The organism is Niveispirillum sp. CC-CTL257 (assembly GCF_059489915.1).
In genome coordinates, this window is the sequence record NZ_JCAJXE010000004.1 from 114,939 (window position 1) to 137,180 (window position 22,242).

Genomic DNA, 22,242 nt, shown 5'->3' on the forward strand with positions numbered 1-22,242 from the left:
TTTTTCAACCACCCTTTATCGGTGAAATTGGTTCGGTCTGGGCTGGCGGCGCTCTATGATGGACCCCTGGCTTTCAGGGGGAATGCATGTCGATCAAGGATGATGTCGTGGTCCGTGTGGCGCAGCGCCGCGACGTGCCGGAGATGGTGGCGCTGCTGACCGACGACATGCTGGGGCAAGGGCGGGAAGGGGCCACCGACCTGGAACCCTATTACGAGGCGTGGGACGAGATAATCCTGGACCCCAATGCCGAGATCCTGATTTTGGACCTGGATGGCCGTGTGGTGGGCATGGCGCAGCTGAACTATGCCAGGGGCTTGGGCCGCAAGGGTATGCGTCGCTGCACCATTGAGGCGGTGCGGGTAGCCTCCAACCTGCGCTCCAAGGGGCTGGGCGCTATTCTGATCGAAAATTGTCTGGATATGGCCCGTGCCCGTGGCTGCGGCATGGTGCAGTTGACCACTGACAAGCGGCGGACCGATGCGCACAGGTTCTACCAGCGCCTTGGCTTTGATGCTTCGCATGAGGGCATGAAGCTGTATTTGTAACGCACGGGTGCCAGAGTGTGGCGCCCATCTTTGACCAGGAGATCGCCGTAAATGAGCACCGCTTCCGCCGTCCCCCCCGTCCGCGTCGCCATTCTGGGCGCTTCCGGCTATACGGGTGCCGAGCTGATGCGATTGCTGTTGCGCCATCCGCGTGTGCGCATCACGGCCCTGACGGGGGAGCGTGCGGCCGGCAAGCCGGTGGCAGACGTGTTCCCGCATCTGGCCCCCTATGACCTGCCGGCCCTGACCAAGATCGCCGATGTGAACTGGGACGATGTGGATTTCGTCTTCTGCGGCCTGCCGCATGGCACCACGCAGGAGGTGATCGCCGGCCTGCCCGCCCATGTCCGCGTCTGCGACCTGTCGGCGGATTTCCGGCTGTTCAATGTCGACACCTATGCCGAATGGTATGGCCACGCGCACAAGGCCGTGGATTTGCAGGAAACCGCCGTCTATGGCCTGTCGGAGGTGGCGCGCGAACAGGTGGCGAAGGCCCGGCTGGTCGCCAATCCCGGCTGTTATCCCACAGCGTCGCTGCTGCCGTTGCTGCCGCTGTTGAAGGACGGGCTGATTTCCGCCGATGACATTATCATCGACGCTAAGTCAGGCGTGTCCGGCGCGGGCCGCGATGCCAAGCAGGGCAGCCTTTACTGCGAAGTGGCGGAAGGCATGCATGCCTATGGCATCGCCTCGCATCGCCACGCGCCGGAGATTGAGCAGAGCCTGGGCTGGGCCGCCGGCCGCGGCGATATCCGCATCGCCTTCACCCCGCACCTGATCCCCATGAACCGGGGCATGATGGCCACCACCTATGTCCGCATGAAGGATAGGGTGGACGTGGCGGCCCTGCGCGCCAGCCTGGAGAAGGCCTATGCCGGTGAGGCGTTTGTGAAGCTGTTGGCCCCCGGCGTCGGCCCGCAGACGCGCCATGTGGCGGGCTCCAACCTGTCGCTGATCAATGTTTTTGCTGACCGTATCCCCGGTCGCGCCATCCTGGTCTCCGTCATCGACAATCTGATGAAGGGCGCGTCGGGTCAGGCGGTGCAGAATTTCAACATCATGAACGGGTTTGAGGAGACGTTGGGCCTGGACGTTGTACCGGTGTTCCCGTGATCCATCCCCGCCCCATCCCCACCATCCTGCCCTTCAAGGGCAAGCTGCCCGTCATCGACCCTTCAGTGTTCCTAGCCAATGCCACGGTCATCGGCGATGTGGAGATCGGGGCGGGGACGAACCTGTGGTTTGGCGTCACCGTTCGCGGCGACGTCAACGCCATCCGCATTGGCCGTAACAGCAACATTCAGGATGGCAGCGTCGTCCACTGCACCCGCAACCGGTTCAGCACGACCATCGGTGACAATGTCACCGTTGGTCATCTGGCCCTGCTGCATGGGTGCGTGGTGGAAGATGGGGCCTTTATCGGCATGAAGGCCTGCGTCATGGATGGGGCCGTGGTCGAAGCGGGTGCCATGGTTGCCGCCGGTGCCCTGGTCACGCCGGGCAAGCGGGTGAAGGCGGGAGAGCTTTGGGGCGGCAGCCCCGCGAAGTTCCTGCGCCCCCTGACCGAGTACGATATCAAGATGCAGATGTCCATCGCCCCGCATTATGCGGAGATGGCGAAGGTCTATCTGGACGAAGTTGGGGGCGGCATCGGTTAACGCGGCCGCATCCCCTCCATCAATATCCCGATAGACGTATTAAGCCAGCGGTCGATGGGGGTGAAGTTGCTGTCGCCCTTGGTAATGACCAGGGACACAATTCCGTGGCCCATGGCCCAGACACTGTCGGCGAAACCTTCCGGATCGTCGGCGCGCAATAGGCCGGCGGCAACCAGCCGCTCAATCCCAGTCTGCAAAATACCGAAGCTTTGCATCGCCTTGACGGCTTTCTGCGCCACCTCCTCCGGCACCACACCGGAGCAGGGAAGGCCGCGATGGCCCAGAGTGGGCACGAAGCGTGACAGGCTGGTCATGAAAACCAGCCGGTATTCGTTGGGGTGCGCCAGACCATAGCGCACATAATTGATCATCAATTGCCGCAACTGGCCCAACGGATCGATCGCCGCGTCGGGCGGCACTGTCATGGCCGCCACCAGACCATCGAAGAAATCCGCCGCGATGGCGGTCAGCAGCGCCTCCTTATCGGCGAAATGATCATAGATGGCGGTGGGGGTGATGCCTGCGGCATCGGCGATGCGGCGCATGCTGGCTTGTTCAAACCCTTGGGTCACGAACAGGTCACGGGCCACGGCCAGGATCTGCGCGCGCCGTTCGGCGGCGGGAAGCCGTGTCCGCTTGCCCGACTTTACTGCACGCGTGCCTTTTTCGTTAACCATGCCATCAACTTTCAGAATCCCTATTGACCTATAGCCCAGTCGGACTAAACCTAACACCGTAAACTTATCGCCGTTAGGTTAGGTGTGCCATGCTGCGCGCGTCCATCCCGCTGATCCTTGTCCTGGCCCTGTCCGCATGCGGCAAGGGTGATCCCGATGCGGCACAGGCGGCCCCCGCAGCCCCGCCCGTGCCCGTGTCGGTCAGCGTGGCCCGCCCCGCCCCGGAGGCGCAGATGGTGAAGGCTACGGGCACCGTCGCCTTCAAGCGGGAAATCCCGCTTTCCTTCAAGGTGGCGGGCAAGGTGGAAGGCTTCCAGGTCGATATCGCCGACCCGGTCACGCGCGGTCAGCGTCTGGCCCGTATTCAGGTGACGGAAGTGGATGCACAGCTGCGGGCCGCCGATGCCCGCGTCACCAAGGCGCGGCAGGATCTGGACCGGCTGCTGCCCCTGGTCGCCAAGGGTTTTGTGGAGAAGGCGCGGGTGGATGCGGCCAAATCGGCGCTGGACACGGCGCAGGCCGACCGTGACGCGATCGCCTTCAACCGGGGCCTGTCAGAGATCACGGCCCCTGCCGATGGTGTGGTGCTGGCACGACCGCTGGAGCCGGGGCAGATCGTGCCGGCGGGGACCACAGCCCTGGTCATCGGGGATCGTGAAAGCGGGGTCATCGTGCGGGCCGGCCTGTCCGACCGTGACGTGGCCCGCATCGGGACCGGCAATGCGGTGGAACTGGACCTGCCCGAAGGCAAACTGACGGGTCAGGTCACCCGCATCGCCGCCAAAAGTGCCACGGGCACCGGCGTATTCGATGTGGAGGTGACGTTGCCATCGGCACCGGCCCACCTGTCCAGCGGACGCATTCTGACCCTGTTCATCGCGCCCCGGCCCGGTGGTGCAGCCCCCCCGCTGGCGGTTCCGGCCTCTGCCATCATCGAAGGCTTCGGCGATCTGGCCACGCTCTATGTCGTGAAGCCCGATGGTAAGGGGGTGGAACGACGGCAGGTGAAGGTGGCGGGCCTGCGCGGTTCCGATCTGCTTGTGGCCGGCGGCCTTGCGCAGGGTGAACGCGTGATCTCGGCCGGCGGTGCCTATCTGCGGCCCGACAGCGCCATCACCATCGCGCCGGCGGGGAAGTAAGCCATGGGCAATATCGCCGCCTTTTCTGTGCGCCAGTGGCAATTCACACTGGTGCTGTTTGCCATGCTGGCCGCCATGGGCGTCAGCGCGCTGATGTCCATCCCGCGTGCCGAGGACCCCAGCTTCCCCATCCCCACCATGCTGGTGGTGGCGGTGCTGCCAGGGGCCGACACGATCGACCTGGAAAAGCAGGTTACCGACCCGCTGGAAGACGCCATCGACAGCCTGGACGACATCACCAAGATTACATCGCGCACCCGCGACGGGGTGGCGGTGATTACCGTGGAGTTCGACTGGTCGTCCGACGCGGAACGCAAATATGATCAGGTAGTGCGGGAGGTGAATGCCATCCGCCCGACCCTTCCTGCCGGCCTTGTCCGGCTGGAGGTGAAGAAGTTCAATACGGCGCTGACCAATTTCATGCAGGTGGCCTTAATCGGTGATGGTGTTTCGGTACTGGAACTGCGCAAGCGTGCCGATGACCTGCGCGACATCATCGACCGGGTGCCCGGCGTCTGGGAAAGCGATATCTGGGGGGAGGAGCGGACGGAGGTCCGCGTTGCCGTCGATGCCGGGCGTCTGGCCGAACTACGCCTGCCCGTCACGGCGGTGGCCGACGCCTTGAAGGCGGAAGGGGCCGCCGTGCCCCTGGGTGCGCTGCATGCCGGGGAACGGCGTTTTACCGTCAAGACAGAGGGTGATTTCGACACGCTGGACGATATCGCTAACACCGTGGTCCGCGCCGCTGATGGCCGGGTGGTGCGGGTGCGCGATGTGGCGGATGTCACCTGGGCGTCGGATGAGGCCAACCACATCGCGCGCTTTAACGGCACCCGCGCCGTCTTCATCACGGCCAACCAGAAGCCCGGCCAGAATATCTTCGATCTGAAGAAAAACACCTATGCGGCGCTGGATGAGTTTGAGCGGTCCTTGCCGCCCAACATCAAACTGGAGCGCGGCTTTGATCAATCGGAGAATGTGGCCAAGCGCCTGTCGGCCCTGTTCCGCGACTTCGCCATTGCCCTGGGATTGGTGCTGATCACCCTGATCCCGCTGGGGTTCCGCGCCTCGCTGGTGGTGATGCTGGCCATTCCGCTGTCGCTGGCCATCGGCGTGACGGTGCTGCAATTCACGGGCTTCACCCTGAACCAGCTGTCCATCGCCGGCTTCGTGCTGTCGCTGGGCCTGCTGGTTGATGACAGTATCGTGGTGACGGAAAACATCGCCCGCCATCTGCGCATGGGCAAAAGCCGGGAAGAGGCAGCGATTGAGGGTACGCGGCAGATCGCGGTGGCCGTGCTGGGCTGTACAGCTACGCTGCTGCTGGCCTTTCTGCCGTTGATGTTCCTGCCGGAAGGGTCAGGCAAGTTCATCAAATCGCTGCCCGTCTCCGTGCTGGCGACCGTCGCCGCCTCCCTGTTCGTGGCGTTGACCATGATCCCGTTCCTGGCGGCGCGCATCCTGTCGCGACATGAGGACCCGGAGGGGAACAAGGCCCTGCAATGGGTGATGGGTGCTATCCATGCCGTCTATCGTCCTGTTCTGCACCGGGCGCTGGAACGTCCGGGCATCACGGTGCTGATCGCGACAGTTCTGTTTGCCGGCTCCATCGCCCTGGTGCCGCGCATCGGGTTCAGCCTGTTCCCATCCGCCGACATTCCGCAGTTCCTGATCGAGATCGACCTGCCCGACGGCGCACCCCTGGCGGAGACGGACAAGGCCGTGAAGTTCGTGGAGGCGCAGGTCAAACAGATGCCGGATGTGCGCTTTGTCATGGCCAATGCCGGGCATGGCAATCCGCGCATCTATTACAACATCACCCCGCGGGAGGATGACCCCACGCACGGCGCCATCTTTGTCGGCCTGACGGAATGGAAAGGCCGGCAGAGCACGGCGGAACTGGACAAGCTGCGCGCCCGGCTGGCGGCATATCCCGGTGCCCAGATCATTGTGCGGGTGTTTGAGAATGGCCCGCCCATCGAAGCACCCATTGCCGTGCGCATCCTGGGCCCGGAACTGCCGGTGTTGAAGGAACTGGCCGCCAAGGTGACCTCGATCATCGAGGGCACGCCCGGATCGCGCGATGTCGTCAATCCGCTGCGCCTGGACCGTACCGACCTGGATCTGGGCATTGATCTCGACAAGGCCGGCGTGCTGGGCGTGCCGGCGGGGGCCGTGGACCGTGCCGTGCGCCTGTCCCTGTCGGGGGAGGCGGTGGCGACCTACAGGGAAAGCGATGGCGATGACTACCCCGTCACCCTGCGCCTGCCGATGGAGGGCCGGCATGAGCTGTCGGTGCTGGGTGACATTCGCGTGCCGGGTGCGGCGGGGGCGGTGCCACTGTCCGCCCTCAGCGACCCGCATTTCATCACCAGCCCGGCCCGCATCGACCGCTTCAACCGTGAGCGCGCCGTTACCATTACGGCCTTCACCGCCACCGGCTACAATACCGACCGCGTCACCCGCGCCATCGGGGAGCAATTGTCGGCCCTGGGCCTGCCGCCCGGTTACCGGTTGATGACGGGTGGGGAGGCAGAGTCGCGGTCCCGGAGCTTCGCCGGCCTGTCGGGTGCGATCCTGGTCGCCATGTTTGGCATCATGGCCGTCCTGATCCTGGAATTCCGCAGTTTCGCTACGACCGCTGTGGTGGCCGGCGTCATCCCGCTGGGCATTATCGGCGGTATGGTGGCGCTGTTTGTGACCGGTTACACGCTGTCCTTTACGGCAGTGATCGGCTTCATCGCCCTGATCGGGATCGAGATCAAGAATTCCATCCTGCTGGTCGATTTCACCACACAGCTGCGCCGGGCCGGCACGCCGCTGAAGGCCGCGATTGAGGAGGCGGGGGAGGTGCGGTTCCTGCCCGTCCTCCTGACCTCCGTTACGGCCATTGGCGGCTTGATGCCGTTGGCTTTGGGCGGCTCGGGCCTCTACTCCCCCCTGGCCGCCGTCATTATCGGTGGGCTGGTGTCGTCCACGGTCCTGTCCCGTCTGGTGACGCCAGCCATGTATCTGCTGCTGGCACCTAAGGAGGTGGATTGATCATACCCGTCGGATCATGTCCGCCGCCTTTTCTGCAATCATCACGGTGGGCGCATTGGTGTTGCCGCCTATGATGGTTGGCATGATGCTGGCGTCCGCCACCCAAAGCCCGTCAATGCCGTGGACGCGCAGATGTGGATCAACCACGGCGTCAGCGTCGGTTCCCATCCGGCATGTCCCAACCGGGTGATAGATCGTGTCGGAGCGCTGCCGCAGCTCCTCACGAATGTCCGCGTCTTCTTCCAGCAGTTCGCCGTGCAGGGCGGCACCCCGTACTCGACGCAGCGGATCGGCGTCCAATAGACGACGGGTCAGCCGAAAACCGTCCACCATCGCGTCCAGATCACGCGGGTCATCATAGAAGTTGGGATCAATCACGGGGTCGGATAGCGGGTCCGCCCCCCCCAACCGGACAGTCCCCCTGCTCTTGGGGTGCAGAAGGCAAAGATGGCAGGAAAAGCCCTGCCCCAGGCGGATGCGGCGTGCGTGATTTTCGACGATGGCCACAACGAAATGTAATTGGAAGTCAGGCCTGGGAGAGGCGTCATTACGACGGAACAAAGCGCCGCCTTCGGCGTAGTTGCTTGTCCACATGCCCATCCGATCACGTCGATATCGGAATAGCTCCTGCATGAGGTGTTTGGCAGCGGACGGTGTGGTGCCGACCAGATCGGGATGCGTCGCCCGAAAGCTGAAAATGTAATCGACATGGTCCTGAAGGTTCCCGCCCACGCCGGGCAGGTTGTGCAGAACCGGAATTCCAGCGTCTATCAGATGCTGTCCAGGGCCGATACCGGACAGCATAAGCAGGTGCGGCGACTGAAAGGCGCCGGCGGCCAGCACCACACCGGCCCGCGCCTTTACGTGCATATCGGCGCCATTGCGGCGGATTACTGCTCCGGTCACCCGGCGGTTCTCAAGGGTCAATCGTGACGCGCGGCTTCTTGTCAGAATTGCCAAGTTTGGCCGTGATCGTGCGGGGTCCAGATAGGCCCGTGCGGTATTCCAGCGTTCCCCATTCTTCTGGGTCAACTGATAGATGCCGATGCCTTCGGGTGACGGGCCATTGAAATCATCCACCCTGGGAAGACCGGCATTGATACCGGCCTGGACGAACATCTCGGTGACACGGTTTCCAGTTCGGGAGTCGGCAACATTCAGCGGTCCGCCCTTGCCGTGACGATCATCGTCGAACCGCTCATTATGTTCCGACTTCCGAAAGTAGGGCAGCACCTCATTGAAGGACCATCCGCAATTACCTTCAGCTGCCCACTGATCATAATCTTCAGGGGCACCGCGCAGATAAACCATGGCGTTGGTCGAACTGGACCCACCAAGGACACGACCGCGTGGCTGGTATCCGCGGCGGCCTGCGAGCCCCGCCTGTACCGTCGTCTGAAACCCCCAGTTATTCAGCTTGGTCGGCAGCATGGCCACCAGTGCCGCCGGCGTTCGCACCACCCACTGGTCATCGGTGCCCCCAGCTTCAACCAAGGCCACCTGACGGCTGAAATCCTCGGATAGTCGGGCCGCCAGGACACAGCCGGCCGACCCGCCACCGATAACAAGGTAATCCACTTCCATCCCTGACACCGTTCTTCTTTACATTATCGTAAAGCGTCTCACGGGTTGGGTGGAAAGAAAAGGGGTTACCAGGCTGGAACAACAGCGCCTTTGAAAGTGGTCTCTATGTAGCTTTTTACTGGGGCTGAATTGTAAACAGAAATCAATTTTTTTACCCAGGGCTTGTCCTTGTCTGCGGTGCGCACGACAATGACATTGGCGTAAGGGCCGTTGGCCGGTTCCCGCGCGATGGCATCCTTCACCGGGTCCAGGCCGGCTTCCAGCGCGTAATTGCCATTGATGGCGGCGGCGTCGACATCGCCCAGGCTGCGCGGCAACTGCGCGGCGTCCAGTTCCACGATCTTCAGGTTCTTCGGGTTCTGGGTGATGTCCAGGACGGTGGCCTTCAGTCCCGCCTTGGGGTCAACGCTGATCAGGCCCTCATGGGCCAGCAGCAGCAGGGCGCGGCCGCCATTGGTGGGGTCGTTGGGGATAGCGACCTTGGCCCCCTTGGGCAGGGCGTCCAGCGACTTGACCTTGGCCGCGAAGATACCCAACGGGAAGGTCACCGTTTTGCCAACGGTCACCAGCTTGAAACCCCGGTCGGCAATCTGGTTATCCAGATAAGGTTGATGCTGAAAACTGTTGGCGTCCAGGTCGCCGCTGTCCAGGGCGGCGTTGGGCACGACATAGTCGCTGAATTCCAGCACTTCCAGGTCCAGACCCTGGGCCGTTGCTTCCTTCTTCACCACTTCCATGATCTGGGCGTGCGGGCCGGGGGTGACGCCGATCCGGACTTTCTCTGCCTGGGCGGGCAGGGCGGCGGCCAGCAGGGCGGCGGTAACGGCCAGCAGGGCGGAAATGCGCATGGTTTCGGGCCTTCACATTCTCAAGGGTTACGTTTGTCCAGGCGGCGGGCCAGCGCCTCACCACCCGATTGCAGGACCTGCACGACGACGATCAGGATCAGCACCACAGCCAGCATCATTTCCGGCATGAAGCGCTGATAGCCATAACGGATGCCCAGATCACCGAGACCGCCACCACCCACCGCGCCGACCATGGCGGAATAGCCCACCAGATTGACGGCGGCCAAGGTCAGGCCGCGCACGATGCCGGCCCGCGCTTCGGGCAGCAGGATCTTGGTCACCACCTGAGCCGGCTTCGCCCCCATGGCGCGGGCGGCATCCAGCAGGCCGTTATCCACCTCCCGCACGGCCCCTTCCACCACCCGCGCAATAAAGGGGATGGCGGCCAGGGTCAGCGGTACCGTTGCGGCAGCGGTGCCGATGGAGGTGCCGGTCAACAACCTTGTCAGCGGCACGATGGTCACCACCAGGATGATGAAGGGGGTGGAGCGGGTGGCATTCACGATCAGGCCGACCGTGCGCTGCAAGGCCGGCTTGGGCAGCAGGTCGCCCGACCCTGAGAGGGCCAGGAACAGCCCCAGCGGCACGCCAGCCAAGGTGGCCAGCCCGCCCGCGACCGCAACCATCAGCAGGGTCTGAACCGTGGCGTCAGCCAGCAGTGACAGCATCTGTGGCGACATGGCCCAGAACCTCGATCTCCGCGCCCTGGGCGCGCAATTGGTGGATGGCGGTGTGGATGGCGCCGGCATCACCCGTCAGGGCGGCGATCAGGCCGGCAAAGGGCTGTTCGCCCAGCGGCTGCACCCGCCCCGCCACCAGACGCACGCCAATACCGGCGGCCCCCAGATCGGACAGAAGCGGGCTTGCTGCCAGATCACCCACGGCATGCAGGCGGATCAGGGTGGCACCATCGCCAACAGGCGTGGGCGACAGGCGGGCGGCCAGGGCAGGTGGCAATTCCGTGCCCGTCTCCCCCAGCAGGAAACGGCGGGTCGTCTGATGCTGGGGATGGGCGAAGACCTGGGCCACCGGTCCCTGTTCGATGATGCGGCCCGCCTCCAGCACCACCACCTGATCCGCAACTTCGCGCACCACCGCCATTTCGTGGGTGATCAGCAGGACGGTCAGCCCCAGTTCACGATTGATCTTGCGGATCAGGGCCAGGATCTGCCGCGTGGTTTCGGGGTCCAGCGCGGATGTCGCCTCATCACACAGCAGCAATTGAGGGTTGGGGGCGAGTGCGCGGGCGATGCCCACCCGTTGCTTCTGCCCACCCGACAGGGCGGCCGGATATTGCGTCGCTTTGTCGGTCAGCCCGACAAGGTCCAGCAGTTCGGCCACGCGGGGGCCGATCTTGGCCGCCGGCCAGCCCGCCAGTTCCAGCGACAGGGCGACATTGCCCGCCACCGTGCGGTTGGCCAGCAGATTAAAATGCTGGAAAATCATGCCAATGGATTGCCGGGCGCGGCGCAACGCCGCCTCATCCAGGCTGGTCAGGTCGCGACCGCCGACAATAACGGTGCCGGCATCGGGCCGTTCCAGAAGATTGACGGCGCGCAGCAGGCTGCTTTTGCCGGCACCGCTGGGTCCGACAATGGCGGTGATGCCGCCCTGCGCAATATCAAGGTTGATGCCGGCCAGGGCCGTCACGGTACGGCCATCCTTGCCGTGGAACGTCTTAGCAATGCCCGCCAGCTGCACCATGCCCATCGGGGGGGCGTCGCCGGGCGCGTCCTGTCCTGTCACAATCGGGTCCATGTCACTCATCGGGCGGTCGTTGGTCGATCCTGCCCTGGATTGCTGCTGCCGCAAAGAGTGAAGTGGGGGCGGCATATGGACAATCGGCGAATTTACGCGGCTGATATGTGATGTGCCGCATATTACACAGACGGTTTGTATTAATTGCCCTGTCCGATAGATTGCCGGGCCATGTGCAGGGTGCGCTGGAAATGGCCGCGGATGACCTGTTCCAGCTTTGGCGTCGGCACCACCAGGGCGTTGCGGCCATCCAGGTCGGCGCGGCGCTTTTCCAGATAGCCGTCATCGACGGCCCGTTTGATCCGGTCTTCGCGGGTGCGGTTCGACCCGCTTTTCATGGATTGGCAGGCAGCACTGACCGTCAGGGGGGAGCCACGCCAGTAACCGACGGTACAGCCCACGAACAGATACCAATATTCCTGCGTGAAATAGCCGGGCCGGTTCTCAAACGCGCGGTCCCAGTCGCGCGCATAATCCTCCAGGAAGCCCAGCCAGCGGAACAGGTCCTCGTCGCTGATCGTCGGCTGTTCCATCAGCGATCCTGTGGGCCAAAGACGGAGCCGGAAAGGGCGGGGCTCATGAATTCACCAAGGTTCTTGAAGGCCACGCGGAAGAAGACGCGGTCACCACGGTCGATGCCGGTACGCCGCGTATTGTCGCGTTCCGCCACCAGGGAGAAGGTCAGGCATTCTTCCTGATAGGTGATGCTGGCACTGGACAGGACCGGACCACCGCCGGGGGCCAGATCGCGCCGGTGTGCCAGACCGACAGACCAGCGGTCGGTCAGCGCGGACGAGATCCCCAGCGTCAGTTCTTCGCGGTTGCGGGTGGCAAGGCCGCCATCCTGCGTCAGCTTGTCCAGATAGACATAGGAGCCCGAGACCCGAAACTGCGACGGTCCGAACACGCCATAGACATCATGCAGGCGCTGCGCCCCCGTCTCGCTGTCCAGCCGGAAGGAGTAGGAAATGTCCATCCACGGGCTGGGCGTCAGTTCCAGTTTGCCCACCACGTCCGACTTGCGGCGACGCAGGCCGGAGCCGCCGGGGAAATCCGCGTCACCTTCCAGCCGCTGGCTCTGGCCCAAGAACAGGGTGGAGGAGCCGCCGCCAAACCCATACAACCCCGCCTTCACGCCATAGGTCAGGCGCTGCCCGCCCTCCAGCCGATCGATGCCGGGATAGCGCGAGGCACGGAACAGGTTCGTATAATCGAACTCGATATCCTGGCTGTCCTCATTCGGAATGTTGGAATTATTGTCGTAGTTCGGGGCCGCCGACAGCATGACCATGGGTTCGACTAGGGTCTGCACCGTCGCATCCTGGCGCGCCAGCGGATAGGAGACAGTCCAGTCGGCGTGCGGGAAGGCACGGAACCGCACCTTGTCATCCGGTTCGACGCTGCCGTCGGCCCGGCGCAGGTTCGACACCCAATAGCCATCGGCGCGCGCCTCCGCCTTCAGCACGGAAACGAGGCCGAAGCCGGTAATATCATCGCGGCGCCAGCCGGCGGCGGACGACACGCGCCGGGTGTCATTGCCCGATGAGCGCAGCAGCGACAGGAAGCCCGCATCGGCGGACCAGCGACCGCCCAGCAGACCCCCCGGTTCGCCTAGCGCGCTGTAGGTCACCATGGGCAGAACGACCGGCTCCTCCTCCGGGTTGCCGGGGCGCAGATCCTGGAAATCATAGACATTGAGGGCCAGATAGTCGCGGCCTTCGAACCGCTCCGCAAAGGCGCGGCTGGCCAGAATATCTTCCTTGCTGTAGTCGTAGCGCAATAGATGGGTGTTATCGGTCACGCGGCGCGCGTCAAAACCCCAGCGCCAGTTCTCATCAATGTCGAACCGGCCCGTGCCGAAAATGTGTCCCCGGAATTCCTTCTTTTCCACCACGCCGCCCGTGGTTTCCCGCGCCCGGTCGGTATAGACCGCACTGCCCGACACGGTGATGGACCCGGTTGCGAAGCGCTGCCGGTATTCGCCACCCAGCAGCAAACCGTCCTCTGTGCTGGGCGTCACCTCCAGGGTGAAATCCTTGCTCTCATCAATGTCGAAGAAATAATAGAGCCTTGCATAGGTGCCCAGGTCGGAGCTGATGCCGCCGCCCGGTGTCAGGAAACCGCTGCGCCGTTCCACGGTGGGGTCGGGATGGCCGAAGAAGGGCAGCCAGAACACGGGCACGCCCGCCACCTCCAGCGTCGCATCACGGTAATAGACATCGTGGGCCTGCTGATCATGGGTGATGCGGGCCGCCCGGATCTGCCAGATGGGCGGACGCGTCGGATCGGTCGCGCACAGCTCGCACGGGGAATAGACCGCGTTCTCCATGCGGGTATAGCGGCCCTCGCGCCGCTCCCCCTGCAGGGCCGCGAATTTGGAATTGTCGGACAGCAGGATGCGGACCTGATCCACGAAGCCCTGCTGCAGGTCGTCGGTCAGTTCGGTGTAGTTGGCAAACATCACCTCGCCCGTCGGCTCCATGATGGAGACATTGCCGGACGCGGTGACGACATTGGTTTTTTCGGAAAAACTGACACTGTCAGCCAGCAGCAGCCGCCCGCCCTGCGACAGTTCCACCTTGCCCCGGGCCGTGATGACACCCAGGTCTTCATCATAATCCACGCTGTCGGCAGACAGCAGCACCGGCTGACCCGTTGCCTTGTCGGCCTTGCCAGCCGTCGGCACCTGCTGAGCCAGCGCCGCACCCGACAGGCCGAAAGCCAGCACCGTGGACAGGAGCAGGCGGCGATAGGTCCAGGCAGGATGCATTTTCAACAGCGTCTCAGGCTTACGGTCGACGGGTGCTAGCTTGTCCCCGACGAAGGGTGCGCTGTCAACTGATGCCGGGGGGAGGCAGGTGGGACATAGAGGCGGGAGAAGGGGTAGGCTGGATATTGTCCGATAGGTTCAGGCAGAGCGTGTCCAGCCGCTCTGCCTGAACTTCACCTCTGCACTTCTCTTGGACGCTCCGGGATCGGCGGTGAAGAAAGTAACCGCGCCTTCTTCAACGCTCTCTACGTAACCACCGGGCGCCGAAGTCCGTTGGGCACCCATTGCCCGGATAAGACCGTCTGCGGCGGGTGTATGCGTCCCGCTGGCGACCATTCTGACGCCGTCTTGTTCGAGCTTGCCCGCGAATACATACACCATGAGCGCGCCGACACCCTGCTGCGGTGGGTCTGCTGCCATATAATGCACCATCGCAACGGGTGTTCTCACTCTTCGCTTGCAGCACCAGAAGCCAGTTACCTTTGTGTACGAACGATATTCTGCTGTTACGTAGATTCTATTAGAGAATATTACCTCTCCGTTTTCGCGATAAGCGGTATAGGTACCATCAATGCTGATGCCATCGCCGACTGTAAGCTTAACGACTTGACGCGCAGTGTCACCAGCATCCTTGTGCAACTTCGGAACCTCGCCACCATCGTATTTGGGTTTAGTTGGTGGCGTGGGTGGTCCCGCTTTGGTGAATGTGAAGGTGGCTGAACTGGGCCCGATCGCCAGCCCGTATGATCGGGGCTGGTCGTCCACATCCAGTAGCTTTTGCTCCATTTTCTGAATGGCTGGCGCTGTGCGACCGGGTGCAATGAAGGCGGTTGGCGGCTTCTTGATTGCTCCGGCCAAGGGCTTCATTTGGGCGGTTGGCGGTGGCGCGGGAAATCCCGAGCGGTGTGCCGAAGGTGCTGCTGGTTTGACGACTGGCTTGCATTGCACAATGCCGCCCGGCATGGGGCGCATCGGGGCAACGGGAGGAGGGGCGAATCTCCGCTCCGGCCGCCGCGACTGAGTCGGTGGGGGAGGAAGGCGTTTGGTCATGAGCGCCCTTTTCGACAAGGTGGCCAACCCGACGATTTACAGTGAGGGATGTCCCATTGAGGCTGGAGTTGGACACTTCACCGCAGACAATCAATATGACTTAATTGTGCTGGCGGCGCTCGTATAAAATCATGTTCGGAATATGCGTTTAAAGGCTATAACGCGGCTTATAATGAATTTGGGCTATCATCTGGTCCCGTGGCTTAGGATGCCGACTCATCGGTATGTCAAACTTCGGCGGCACGGGCGGCCGCCGGACAGGCCCACAGCCCGTTATCAGTTTCAAGAAATGCAACAATCTTAAAACAAAAACCCCCGCCGGATCACGCCGGCGGGGGTCTTCGCATTCAGGCCTGTTCGGCTGAACGACGTCGGACTTCTTAGAAGTCCATGTCGCCCATGCCGCCCATGCCACCCGGGCCACCGGCCGGAGCGGACTTCGGCTGCGGCTTTTCGCCGATCATGGCTTCGGTGGTGATCAGCAGGCCGGCGATGGAGGCGGCGTCCTGCAAGGCGGCGCGCACGACCTTCGTCGGGTCGATGACGCCGAACTTGAACATGTCGCCATATTCGCCGGTCTGGGCGTTGAAGCCGTGGTTGGTGTCAGCCTGCTCCAGCAGCTTGCCGACGATCACCGAGCCGTCGAAGCCGGCGTTCTGGGCGATCTGACGGACCGGGGCCTGCAGGGCCTTGCGGACGATGTCCACGCCGAACTTCTGGTCGGCGTTCGGGGCGACCAGGGTTTCCAGCTTCTTGGTGGCGTACAGCAGGGCCACGCCGCCGCCAGCGACGATGCCTTCTTCCACGGCGGCGCGGGTGGCGTGCATCGCGTCATCAACGCGATCCTTGCGCTCCTTCACCTCAACCTCGGTCGCACCACCGACGCGGATAACGGCAACACCGCCAGCCAGCTTGGCCAGACGCTCCTGCAGCTTCTCGCGGTCGTAGTCGCTGGTGGTCTCTTCGATCTGGGCCTTGATCTGGGCGATGCGGGCCTCGATGTCGGCCTTGGCGCCTTCACCATCAACGATGGTGGTGTTGTCCTTGGAGATCGTGACCTTCTTGGCGCGACCCAGCATGTCCAGGGTCACGTTTTCCAGCTTGATGCCCAGATCTTCGCTGATGACCTGGCCGCCGGTCAGGATGGCCATGTCTTCCAGCATCGCCTTACGACGATCACCGAAGCCCGGGGCCTTGACGGCAGCGATCTTCAGACCGCCACGCAGCTTGTTGACCACCAGCGTGGCCAGCGCCTCGCCTTCCACGTCTTCGGCCACGATGACCAGCGGACGCGAGGACTGCACGACGGCTTCCAGCACCGGCAGCATGGCCTGCAGGCCCGACAGCTTCTTTTCGAACAGCAGGATGTAGGGGTTTTCCAGGTCCGCGACCATCTTGTCGGCGTTGGTCACGAAGTAGGGCGACAGATAGCCGCGGTCGAACTGCATGCCTTCGACGACGTCCAGCTCGGTCTCCAGGCTCTTGGCCTCTTCAACCGTGATGACGCCTTCGTTGCCGACGCGGGCCATGGCCTCGGCGATCTGCTTGCCGATGGAGGCTTCGCCGTTGGCGGAGATGGTGCCGACCTGGGCGATTTCGTCGTTGGTCGTGACCTTGCGGGAACGCGACTGGATGTCGGCCACAACGGTGGCAACGGCCAGATCAACGCCGCGCTTCACGTCCATCGGGTTCATGCCAGCGGCGATGGCCTTGGCACCTTCACGGACGATGGCCTGGGCCAGAACGGTGGCGGTGGTGGTGCCGTCGCCAGCCAGATCGGCCGTCTTCTGCGCCACTTCCTTGACCATCTGCGCGCCCATATTCTCGAACTTGTCAGACAGTTCGATTTCCTTGGCGACCGAGACACCGTCCTTGGTGATGCGAGGAGCGCCGAAGCTCTTCTCGATCACGACGTTGCGGCCCTTCGGACCCAGGGTCACCTTCACGGCGTCGGCCAGAATGTCCACGCCGCGCAGCATCTTGGCGCGGGCGTCGGAGCCGAACTTTACTTCCTTGGCAGCCATTGCTCTATCCTCTGAATTTCGTTGTTGTCAGGTATGGATCGGTGATCCGACTCAGGCGTTCAGAACGCCCATGATGTCGCTTTCCTTCATGATCAGGTATTCGACACCGTCGATCTTCACTTCGGTACCGGACCACTTGCCGAACAGGACGCGGTCGCCGGCCTTCACGTCGAGAGCGACCAGCTTGCCAGCCTCGTCACGGGCACCCGGACCCACGGCGACCACCTCGCCCTCCTGGGGCTTTTCCTTGGCAGTGTCGGGGATAATGATGCCGCCGGCCGTCTTCTGTTCGGACTCGATGCGCTTGACCACGACGCGGTCGTGCAGCGGACGGAACTTCATAGGATCTCTCCCTGAAAAGGCAAAAGGGTTTGGCGTGAGCCTGTTGTTAGCACTCACGCTCGGTGAGTGCCAATGACCTAATCATCCCGCCCCCAACTGTCAAGAAGCGCTCTGTCATAAATCAGTGAAGTTGCCATGACACAGCGGAAGAGCGGCGGCGGGATGGGTTGCCAGCGGCCGTCCGCCGGAGTATGGCAAGGGCATGAGCGACGCCGATACGATGTTCCTGTTCGACCGCCCTTTGATCCGCCAGCGGCGCGACCGCGCGGCATCGGGGCTTTCCGCCCATGATTTCTTGCTGCGCGAGGTGGCGGAACGGCTGGGCGAACGGCTGGACATGATCCGTCGGGAATTTCCCCGTGTGCTGAGTCTGGGCAGCCATGGCGGTGAGGCCGAAGCCGCCTTGAAGGGGCGCAATGGTATCACGCACATGGTGCATGCCGACCTGTCCCCTGCCATGGCGCGGCTGGCCGGCGCGAATACCGGCAGCCCGGCCCTGGCCGCGGACGAGGAGGTCCTGCCCTTTGCGCCCAACAGTTTCGACATGGTCATCTCCAACCTGTCGCTGCATTGGGTAAACGACCTGCCGGGTGCCATGATCCAAGCGCGTCAAGTGCTGCGGCCCGACGGGCTGTTCATTGCCGCCATGCTGGGTGGGGACAGTCTGTTTGAGCTGCGCCGGTCGTTGATGGAGGCGGAGATGGAGGTGACGGGCGGTGTTTCGGCCCGGATCAGCCCCATGGCCGGTCTGCGCGATGCGGCGGGCCTGCTGCAACGTGCCGGATTCGCCCTGCCGGTTGCGGATATGGACACGCTGACGGTCAGCTATCCCGACCCGTTCCGACTGATGCGCGATCTGCGCGGCATGGGGGAAACCAACGCCGCCCTGTCGCGCCTGAAGCGTCCGACGCGGCGTGAGGTCATCGTGCGTGCCGCCGAGCGCTACATGGACCTGTTCCGCGAGGAAGACGGCACCGTGCCGGCCACGTTCGAGGTGATCTTCCTGGCCGGATGGTCGCCCGACGCCAGCGTGCAGCAGCAGCCGGCCAAGCGCGGCAGCGCCTCACACCGGCTGGCCGAAGCATTGAACAGTATTGAGCAGTCGACGGGTGTAAAGCCGCACTGAGGGGCTGTGGCCTACAGCCAGTCGTGCCACATCTGCCGATAGGCCGCCTCTACCTGTCCGGCGAAACGGTCGGGGTTGCAGAGCGGACTGTCCTTCATGCGCTGACGCAGGTCTCGCCGTAGACCGTCGAGCCGGTCCAGATCACCCGCCAGCGCGGCGGCAATGTCGAGATAGGCGTCTTCAGTATCGGCCACCAGTTCGTCCAACCCCAACCGGTGCAGCAGGCTGGCCGTGACGCGGGCGACATGGTGGGTCCCGCGTAAGGTCACCACCGGTGCCCCCATCCACAGGGCCTCACAGCTTGTGGTCGTCCCGTTATAGGGGAATGGGTCCAGGGCGATATCGACGCGGTCATAGGCACGCAGATGATCGCCCTGATCGGGGATCTGCGGCAGAAGGTCCACCCGGTCCAACGCAATCTTGTTGGCGGTGAACAGTGATTGATAGCGGGCCTTTGTGGCCGGATCGGCAAAGGGCCGGCTTTTCAGGATCAGGCGCGAACCGGGTACACGGTGCAGAAGGGCGGACCAGAGCGCCACCACTTCCGGGCTGATCTTGGCGTTGTTGTTGAACGAACCGAAGGTGACATGGCCGTTCCGGCGCGCGGGCAGGGGGCTTGGCGCACCCGTTTCCTGTGCCGGTCGAAAGCACAGGAAACCATCGGGCAGCCGGACCAATTTCTCCACATGCCAGCCATCAGTGACACCCGGCGGGTCGGCAATGGCGTCAGTCAGGCGGTAATCCATGGCGGTCATGCCCGTGCCGTCGGGATAGCCCAGCCAGGAGACCTGGATGGGCGCCGGCTTGCGGGCGAAAATCAGCGGGCGGCAATCACAGGTATGGCCCGCCACATCAACCAGGACATCAATCCCGTCGGCGCGGATACGGTCGGCAGCCTCATCATCGGTCAGCCCGGTCAGGGGGACCCAGTGGCCAGTAATGGCCTTGAACCGGTCGGTGACGGCATCATTGCGGCGGGAGATGGGGTAGCAGAAGATCTCCACCTGCGACCGGTCATGTCCGCGCAACAACGGTTCCAGAAAGCAGGAGACGGCGTGGCCACAGAAATCCGGGGAGACATAGCCGATGCGCAACCGCCGGTCCGGTGTGCGGTCATTGGCAAAGGAAGGGGCAGCCGGGGTCAGGGCGGCGGCATGGCGCTCACCCCAATGCCGGTGGGCACGGAAAATCACTTCCGGCGGTACATGCGGCGTGTAATGCAGGGCGAACAGCAGGTTGGAATGCAGCAATGACAGGGTCGGGTGCTGCTCCAGCGCATGTTGCAGCAAGGTGATGGCATCCGTGGCGCGGCCCTGTTCTTTCAGCACCTCCCCCAGATTGACATAGGGTTGCGGCAGGCCGGGCTGCAGGCGCAGGGCCGTGCGATAGCATTCCATAGCCTGGGTCAGCTCGGACGCTGATTTATGCATGTCGCCCAGGTTCGACCAGGCCTCTGCCATATCGGGCCGGATGCGGACCGCGCGGCGATAGGCCTGACGGGCTTGATCGGCTCCCCCCAGGTCGCGCAGGATGTTGCCCAGATTGAACCAGGCCTCGGCATAGTCGGGCTTCAGCGCGACCGCCCTCATCGCGACCTTGGCCGCCTGTGTTTCCTGCCCCATGTCGGACAGCACGCAGGTCAGGTTATTCAGAACCTGGGCATCGTCGGGATTGGCGCGCACGGCCCGCTCGTAACAGGCTACAGCATCTGACCAGCGCCGTTGGGCGCGCAGCAGGATGGCATAATTATTGTTGGCATAAGGGTGATCGGGATTGGTGACCAGCACCTGCCGATACAGGGCCTCTGCTTCTGCCAGCCTTCCTTCCTTATGCCGGGTCAGCGCCGTTTCGAACAGGTCGGTCAAGGCGTGCTCCCTTGGCGCAGCAGGCCGGCATCGGCCAGGATGGCACGCAGTTTATGCGTTGCCTGGCCCCAGGTGAAATTGCTCAGCAGATGGGCACTGGCATCGGGCAGGGTGCTGTCGCGCCCGGCAATGATGTCGGCGATGATCCCGGCGGCGGCGTCCTCATCGGGGTTCCACCAGTCCAGCCCGAAGAAGGGCTCCCACGGTTCCGCGCTGTAGGGCAGGTGGGCTGGGCCGGTAGTGGACGGGATCATGCGGGCAAAGCGGCTATCCAGGTAATCAAGATAGGAACTGTGGGAAGGTGCTATCAGACCCATTCCCATGGCCCCCGCCTTGGACAAGGGCAGGTCCCAGCCTTCGCCATGCGACAGGCTCCAATAGTAATTGGCAGCACGGAACAGGCCTGTCATTTCCGCCTCGCTCAACGGCTGGTCGACCAGGACGATGGGGGCGGCATCAGCGAAGGAACGGCCCACATGTTCCTGTGTCTGACGGACGATGGTCTGAAGGTGCCGTCGCGCCGCCTCTGTCCCGCCCTTGCCGGGCTTCAGGATCAGGACGGCATCATCGCCCCGGTTGGTGGCACGCAGCCAGACGCGCAGCACCCCGTCCAGGTTCTTGCGCGGGATCGCGTCAGAGACATTCAGGAACCGGTGGCGATAGCTGGCCACCTGTCGCCCGCTGCCATCAACCAGAACCAGCGGCGGCGCATCGGCAGCCGCCGGTTCCGCATCCACGCCCAGGGGGCATACGCGGATCCGATCCTCGGGATAGCCCTGGCTGGCCCAGGCCAGACGGGAACTTTCCGTTGGGACAATCACCATGTCGGCATTCAGGCTCTGTTTCGCCCAGGTGGGGGAGATGCGCGGCCCTTCGAACATGGAATAGAGGATGGTGGTCAGACCGGGAATGGGTTCGACGGCCAGGGGGACCATGATGTTGATGGCGGCCTTGGCCCCCACCGGGGCCTCCAGCGGTTCCTCGCTCCAGGTTTCGTGCCCGAAGATACCGACCACCTGCAAGGGCACGCCCTGCTGCCGCAAGGTCTGGATATAGCGGCGCCCCATATGGGCATAGCCCGACGCTGTGGAGAAGGGACCGCGCAGCAGGATACCGTCACCGGGGCCGGGCCCGCGGGCCGCCGCAGACTGGCCGGCAGCGTGGTAGCGCTGGCAGCGCAGCGCATGCTTGATGGCGTCATCATGGCTGGCGTCGATCTTCAACGCGCGCCGCAGCGGGTGCAGGGCTGCGTGCCACTGTCCACGACGCATCATCGCACCCGCCCGCTGCACATAGGCGTAGGTGTTCTGTGGGTTCAGCGTGACGGCGGCGTCCAGCGCCTTCATTGTCCGGTCCAGATCATGCGGAGCCCAGGCCAGGGACTGGTTGATGCGGATGCCCTCATCCTGCGGCGACAGCCGCGCCGCACGGTCAGCCAGCCGGGTTGCGGCCTCCCGGTCACCCCGCCATGTATTGCACAGTAATCCCAGCCGGTCGAAGGCGACGGCGCTGGCCGGGTTCAGTACGGCCAGATGCCGCAACCACCGCCAGGCCGACTTCTGCTCCCCCGCATTCAGCCGGGCGATGGCAAGGTTGGTGACCAGATGCTCATGGTCGGGCCAGCGTGCGACGGCGGCGCGCAGAATGTCGATCCCTTCCGCCGTCGGTTGCCCCGTGGTCAGACAGACGCCCAGCAGATTGTGGGCCATGGGGTCGCCGGGTGCCTCTGCCACGGCACGCCGGGCGGCGACGGTGGCCTCGGCGACCTGACCGGCGCGATGCAGGGCGATGGCGTGGGTATAGGCGTCCAT

The 22,242-nt window shown here is 63.6% G+C and carries 19 protein-coding genes; 7 read left to right on the top strand and 12 right to left on the bottom strand.

Annotation, left to right across the window (positions count from 1 at the left end):
• The first annotated feature begins 86 nt into the window (after nucleotides 1-86).
• Genes ABC729_RS21285 through ABC729_RS21295 form a run of 3 tightly spaced genes read left to right on the top strand, consistent with a single transcriptional unit; the run spans nucleotide 87 to nucleotide 2,206 of the window.
• A complete protein-coding gene (locus ABC729_RS21285) occupies nucleotides 87-548 on the top strand; it encodes a GNAT family N-acetyltransferase (RefSeq protein WP_495609615.1) in 462 nt (153 codons plus the stop codon).
• Nucleotides 549-599: 51 nt separating this feature from the next.
• Complete coding sequence (argC, locus tag ABC729_RS21290) at nucleotides 600-1,661, top strand: N-acetyl-gamma-glutamyl-phosphate reductase (protein WP_495609616.1); 1,062 nt, start codon at nucleotides 600-602, stop codon at nucleotides 1,659-1,661.
• Nucleotides 1,658-2,206: a gamma carbonic anhydrase family protein gene (locus ABC729_RS21295; RefSeq protein ID WP_495609617.1), complete on the top strand. Its 549-nt coding sequence runs from the start codon at nucleotides 1,658-1,660 to the stop codon at nucleotides 2,204-2,206. The genes argC and ABC729_RS21295 overlap by 4 nt, the downstream gene beginning before the upstream one ends.
• Here the strand turns inward: ABC729_RS21295 and ABC729_RS21300 are convergent.
• A complete protein-coding gene (locus ABC729_RS21300) occupies nucleotides 2,203-2,883 on the bottom strand; it encodes a TetR/AcrR family transcriptional regulator (RefSeq protein ID WP_495609618.1) in 681 nt (226 codons plus the stop codon). The genes ABC729_RS21295 and ABC729_RS21300 overlap by 4 nt on opposite strands.
• An 89-nt stretch (nucleotides 2,884-2,972) precedes the next feature.
• Between ABC729_RS21300 and ABC729_RS21305 the strand changes: the two genes are divergently transcribed.
• Entirely contained in the window at nucleotides 2,973-4,022 is a 1,050-nt protein-coding gene (locus ABC729_RS21305) for an efflux RND transporter periplasmic adaptor subunit (RefSeq protein ID WP_495609619.1), read from the top strand.
• 3 nt (nucleotides 4,023-4,025) lie between these two features.
• Nucleotides 4,026-7,064 (top strand): efflux RND transporter permease subunit, encoded by a 3,039-nt coding sequence (locus tag ABC729_RS21310; protein WP_495609620.1) that lies wholly within the window; start codon nucleotides 4,026-4,028, stop codon nucleotides 7,062-7,064.
• On the opposite strand, the gene ABC729_RS21315 is transcribed toward ABC729_RS21310, so the two are convergent.
• The 7 genes from ABC729_RS21315 to ABC729_RS21345 form a co-directional block, all read right to left on the bottom strand.
• Nucleotides 7,065-8,648, bottom strand: a complete 1,584-nt coding sequence (locus ABC729_RS21315; protein ID WP_495609621.1) for a GMC family oxidoreductase — start codon at nucleotides 8,646-8,648, stop codon at nucleotides 7,065-7,067.
• A 65-nt stretch (nucleotides 8,649-8,713) separates the two neighbouring features.
• The gene (locus ABC729_RS21320; RefSeq protein WP_495609622.1) at nucleotides 8,714-9,496 is read right to left on the bottom strand and encodes a MetQ/NlpA family ABC transporter substrate-binding protein; all 783 of its coding nucleotides are present in this window, start codon (nucleotides 9,494-9,496) and stop codon (nucleotides 8,714-8,716) included.
• A gap of 20 nt (nucleotides 9,497-9,516) precedes the next feature.
• Nucleotides 9,517-10,176, bottom strand: a complete 660-nt coding sequence (locus tag ABC729_RS21325) for a methionine ABC transporter permease (protein WP_495609623.1) — start codon at nucleotides 10,174-10,176, stop codon at nucleotides 9,517-9,519.
• A complete protein-coding gene (locus tag ABC729_RS21330; protein WP_495610177.1) occupies nucleotides 10,145-11,200 on the bottom strand; it encodes a methionine ABC transporter ATP-binding protein in 1,056 nt (351 codons plus the stop codon). Before ABC729_RS21330 ends, ABC729_RS21325 begins: the two co-directional genes overlap by 32 nt.
• Before the next feature lie 194 nt (nucleotides 11,201-11,394).
• Nucleotides 11,395-11,787: a winged helix DNA-binding protein gene (locus ABC729_RS21335; protein WP_495609624.1), complete on the bottom strand. Its 393-nt coding sequence runs from the start codon at nucleotides 11,785-11,787 to the stop codon at nucleotides 11,395-11,397.
• Nucleotides 11,787-14,024 (bottom strand): LPS-assembly protein LptD, encoded by a 2,238-nt coding sequence (locus ABC729_RS21340; protein WP_495610178.1) that lies wholly within the window; start codon nucleotides 14,022-14,024, stop codon nucleotides 11,787-11,789. The genes ABC729_RS21335 and ABC729_RS21340 overlap by 1 nt, the downstream gene beginning before the upstream one ends.
• 138 nt (nucleotides 14,025-14,162) lie before the next feature.
• Complete coding sequence (locus ABC729_RS21345) at nucleotides 14,163-14,882, bottom strand: hypothetical protein (protein WP_495609625.1); 720 nt, start codon at nucleotides 14,880-14,882, stop codon at nucleotides 14,163-14,165.
• A 190-nt stretch (nucleotides 14,883-15,072) separates the two neighbouring features.
• Between ABC729_RS21345 and ABC729_RS21350 the strand changes: the two genes are divergently transcribed.
• Complete coding sequence (locus tag ABC729_RS21350) at nucleotides 15,073-15,201, top strand: hypothetical protein (RefSeq protein WP_495609626.1); 129 nt, start codon at nucleotides 15,073-15,075, stop codon at nucleotides 15,199-15,201.
• Between the two features lie 253 nt (nucleotides 15,202-15,454).
• Here the strand turns inward: ABC729_RS21350 and groL are convergent, their stop codons facing one another.
• Nucleotides 15,455-17,098, bottom strand: a complete 1,644-nt coding sequence (groL, locus tag ABC729_RS21355; protein WP_495609627.1) for a chaperonin GroEL — start codon at nucleotides 17,096-17,098, stop codon at nucleotides 15,455-15,457.
• Nucleotides 17,099-17,149: 51 nt separating this feature from the next.
• A complete protein-coding gene (groES, locus tag ABC729_RS21360; RefSeq protein ID WP_495609628.1) occupies nucleotides 17,150-17,440 on the bottom strand; it encodes a co-chaperone GroES in 291 nt (96 codons plus the stop codon).
• 202 nt (nucleotides 17,441-17,642) lie between these two features.
• On the opposite strand from groES, the gene ABC729_RS21365 reads away from it, so the two are divergent.
• On the top strand, nucleotides 17,643-18,566 hold the full coding sequence (locus ABC729_RS21365) for a methyltransferase domain-containing protein (protein ID WP_495609629.1): 924 nt from the start codon (nucleotides 17,643-17,645) through the stop codon (nucleotides 18,564-18,566).
• An 11-nt stretch (nucleotides 18,567-18,577) separates the two neighbouring features.
• On the opposite strand, the gene ABC729_RS21370 is transcribed toward ABC729_RS21365, so the two are convergent.
• Both ABC729_RS21370 and ABC729_RS21375 read right to left on the bottom strand, forming a co-directional pair.
• The gene (locus tag ABC729_RS21370; protein ID WP_495609630.1) at nucleotides 18,578-20,431 is read right to left on the bottom strand and encodes an O-linked N-acetylglucosamine transferase, SPINDLY family protein; all 1,854 of its coding nucleotides are present in this window, start codon (nucleotides 20,429-20,431) and stop codon (nucleotides 18,578-18,580) included.
• On the bottom strand, nucleotides 20,428-22,242 hold the full coding sequence (locus ABC729_RS21375) for a glycosyltransferase (RefSeq protein WP_495609631.1): 1,815 nt from the start codon (nucleotides 22,240-22,242) through the stop codon (nucleotides 20,428-20,430). Before ABC729_RS21375 ends, ABC729_RS21370 begins: the two co-directional genes overlap by 4 nt.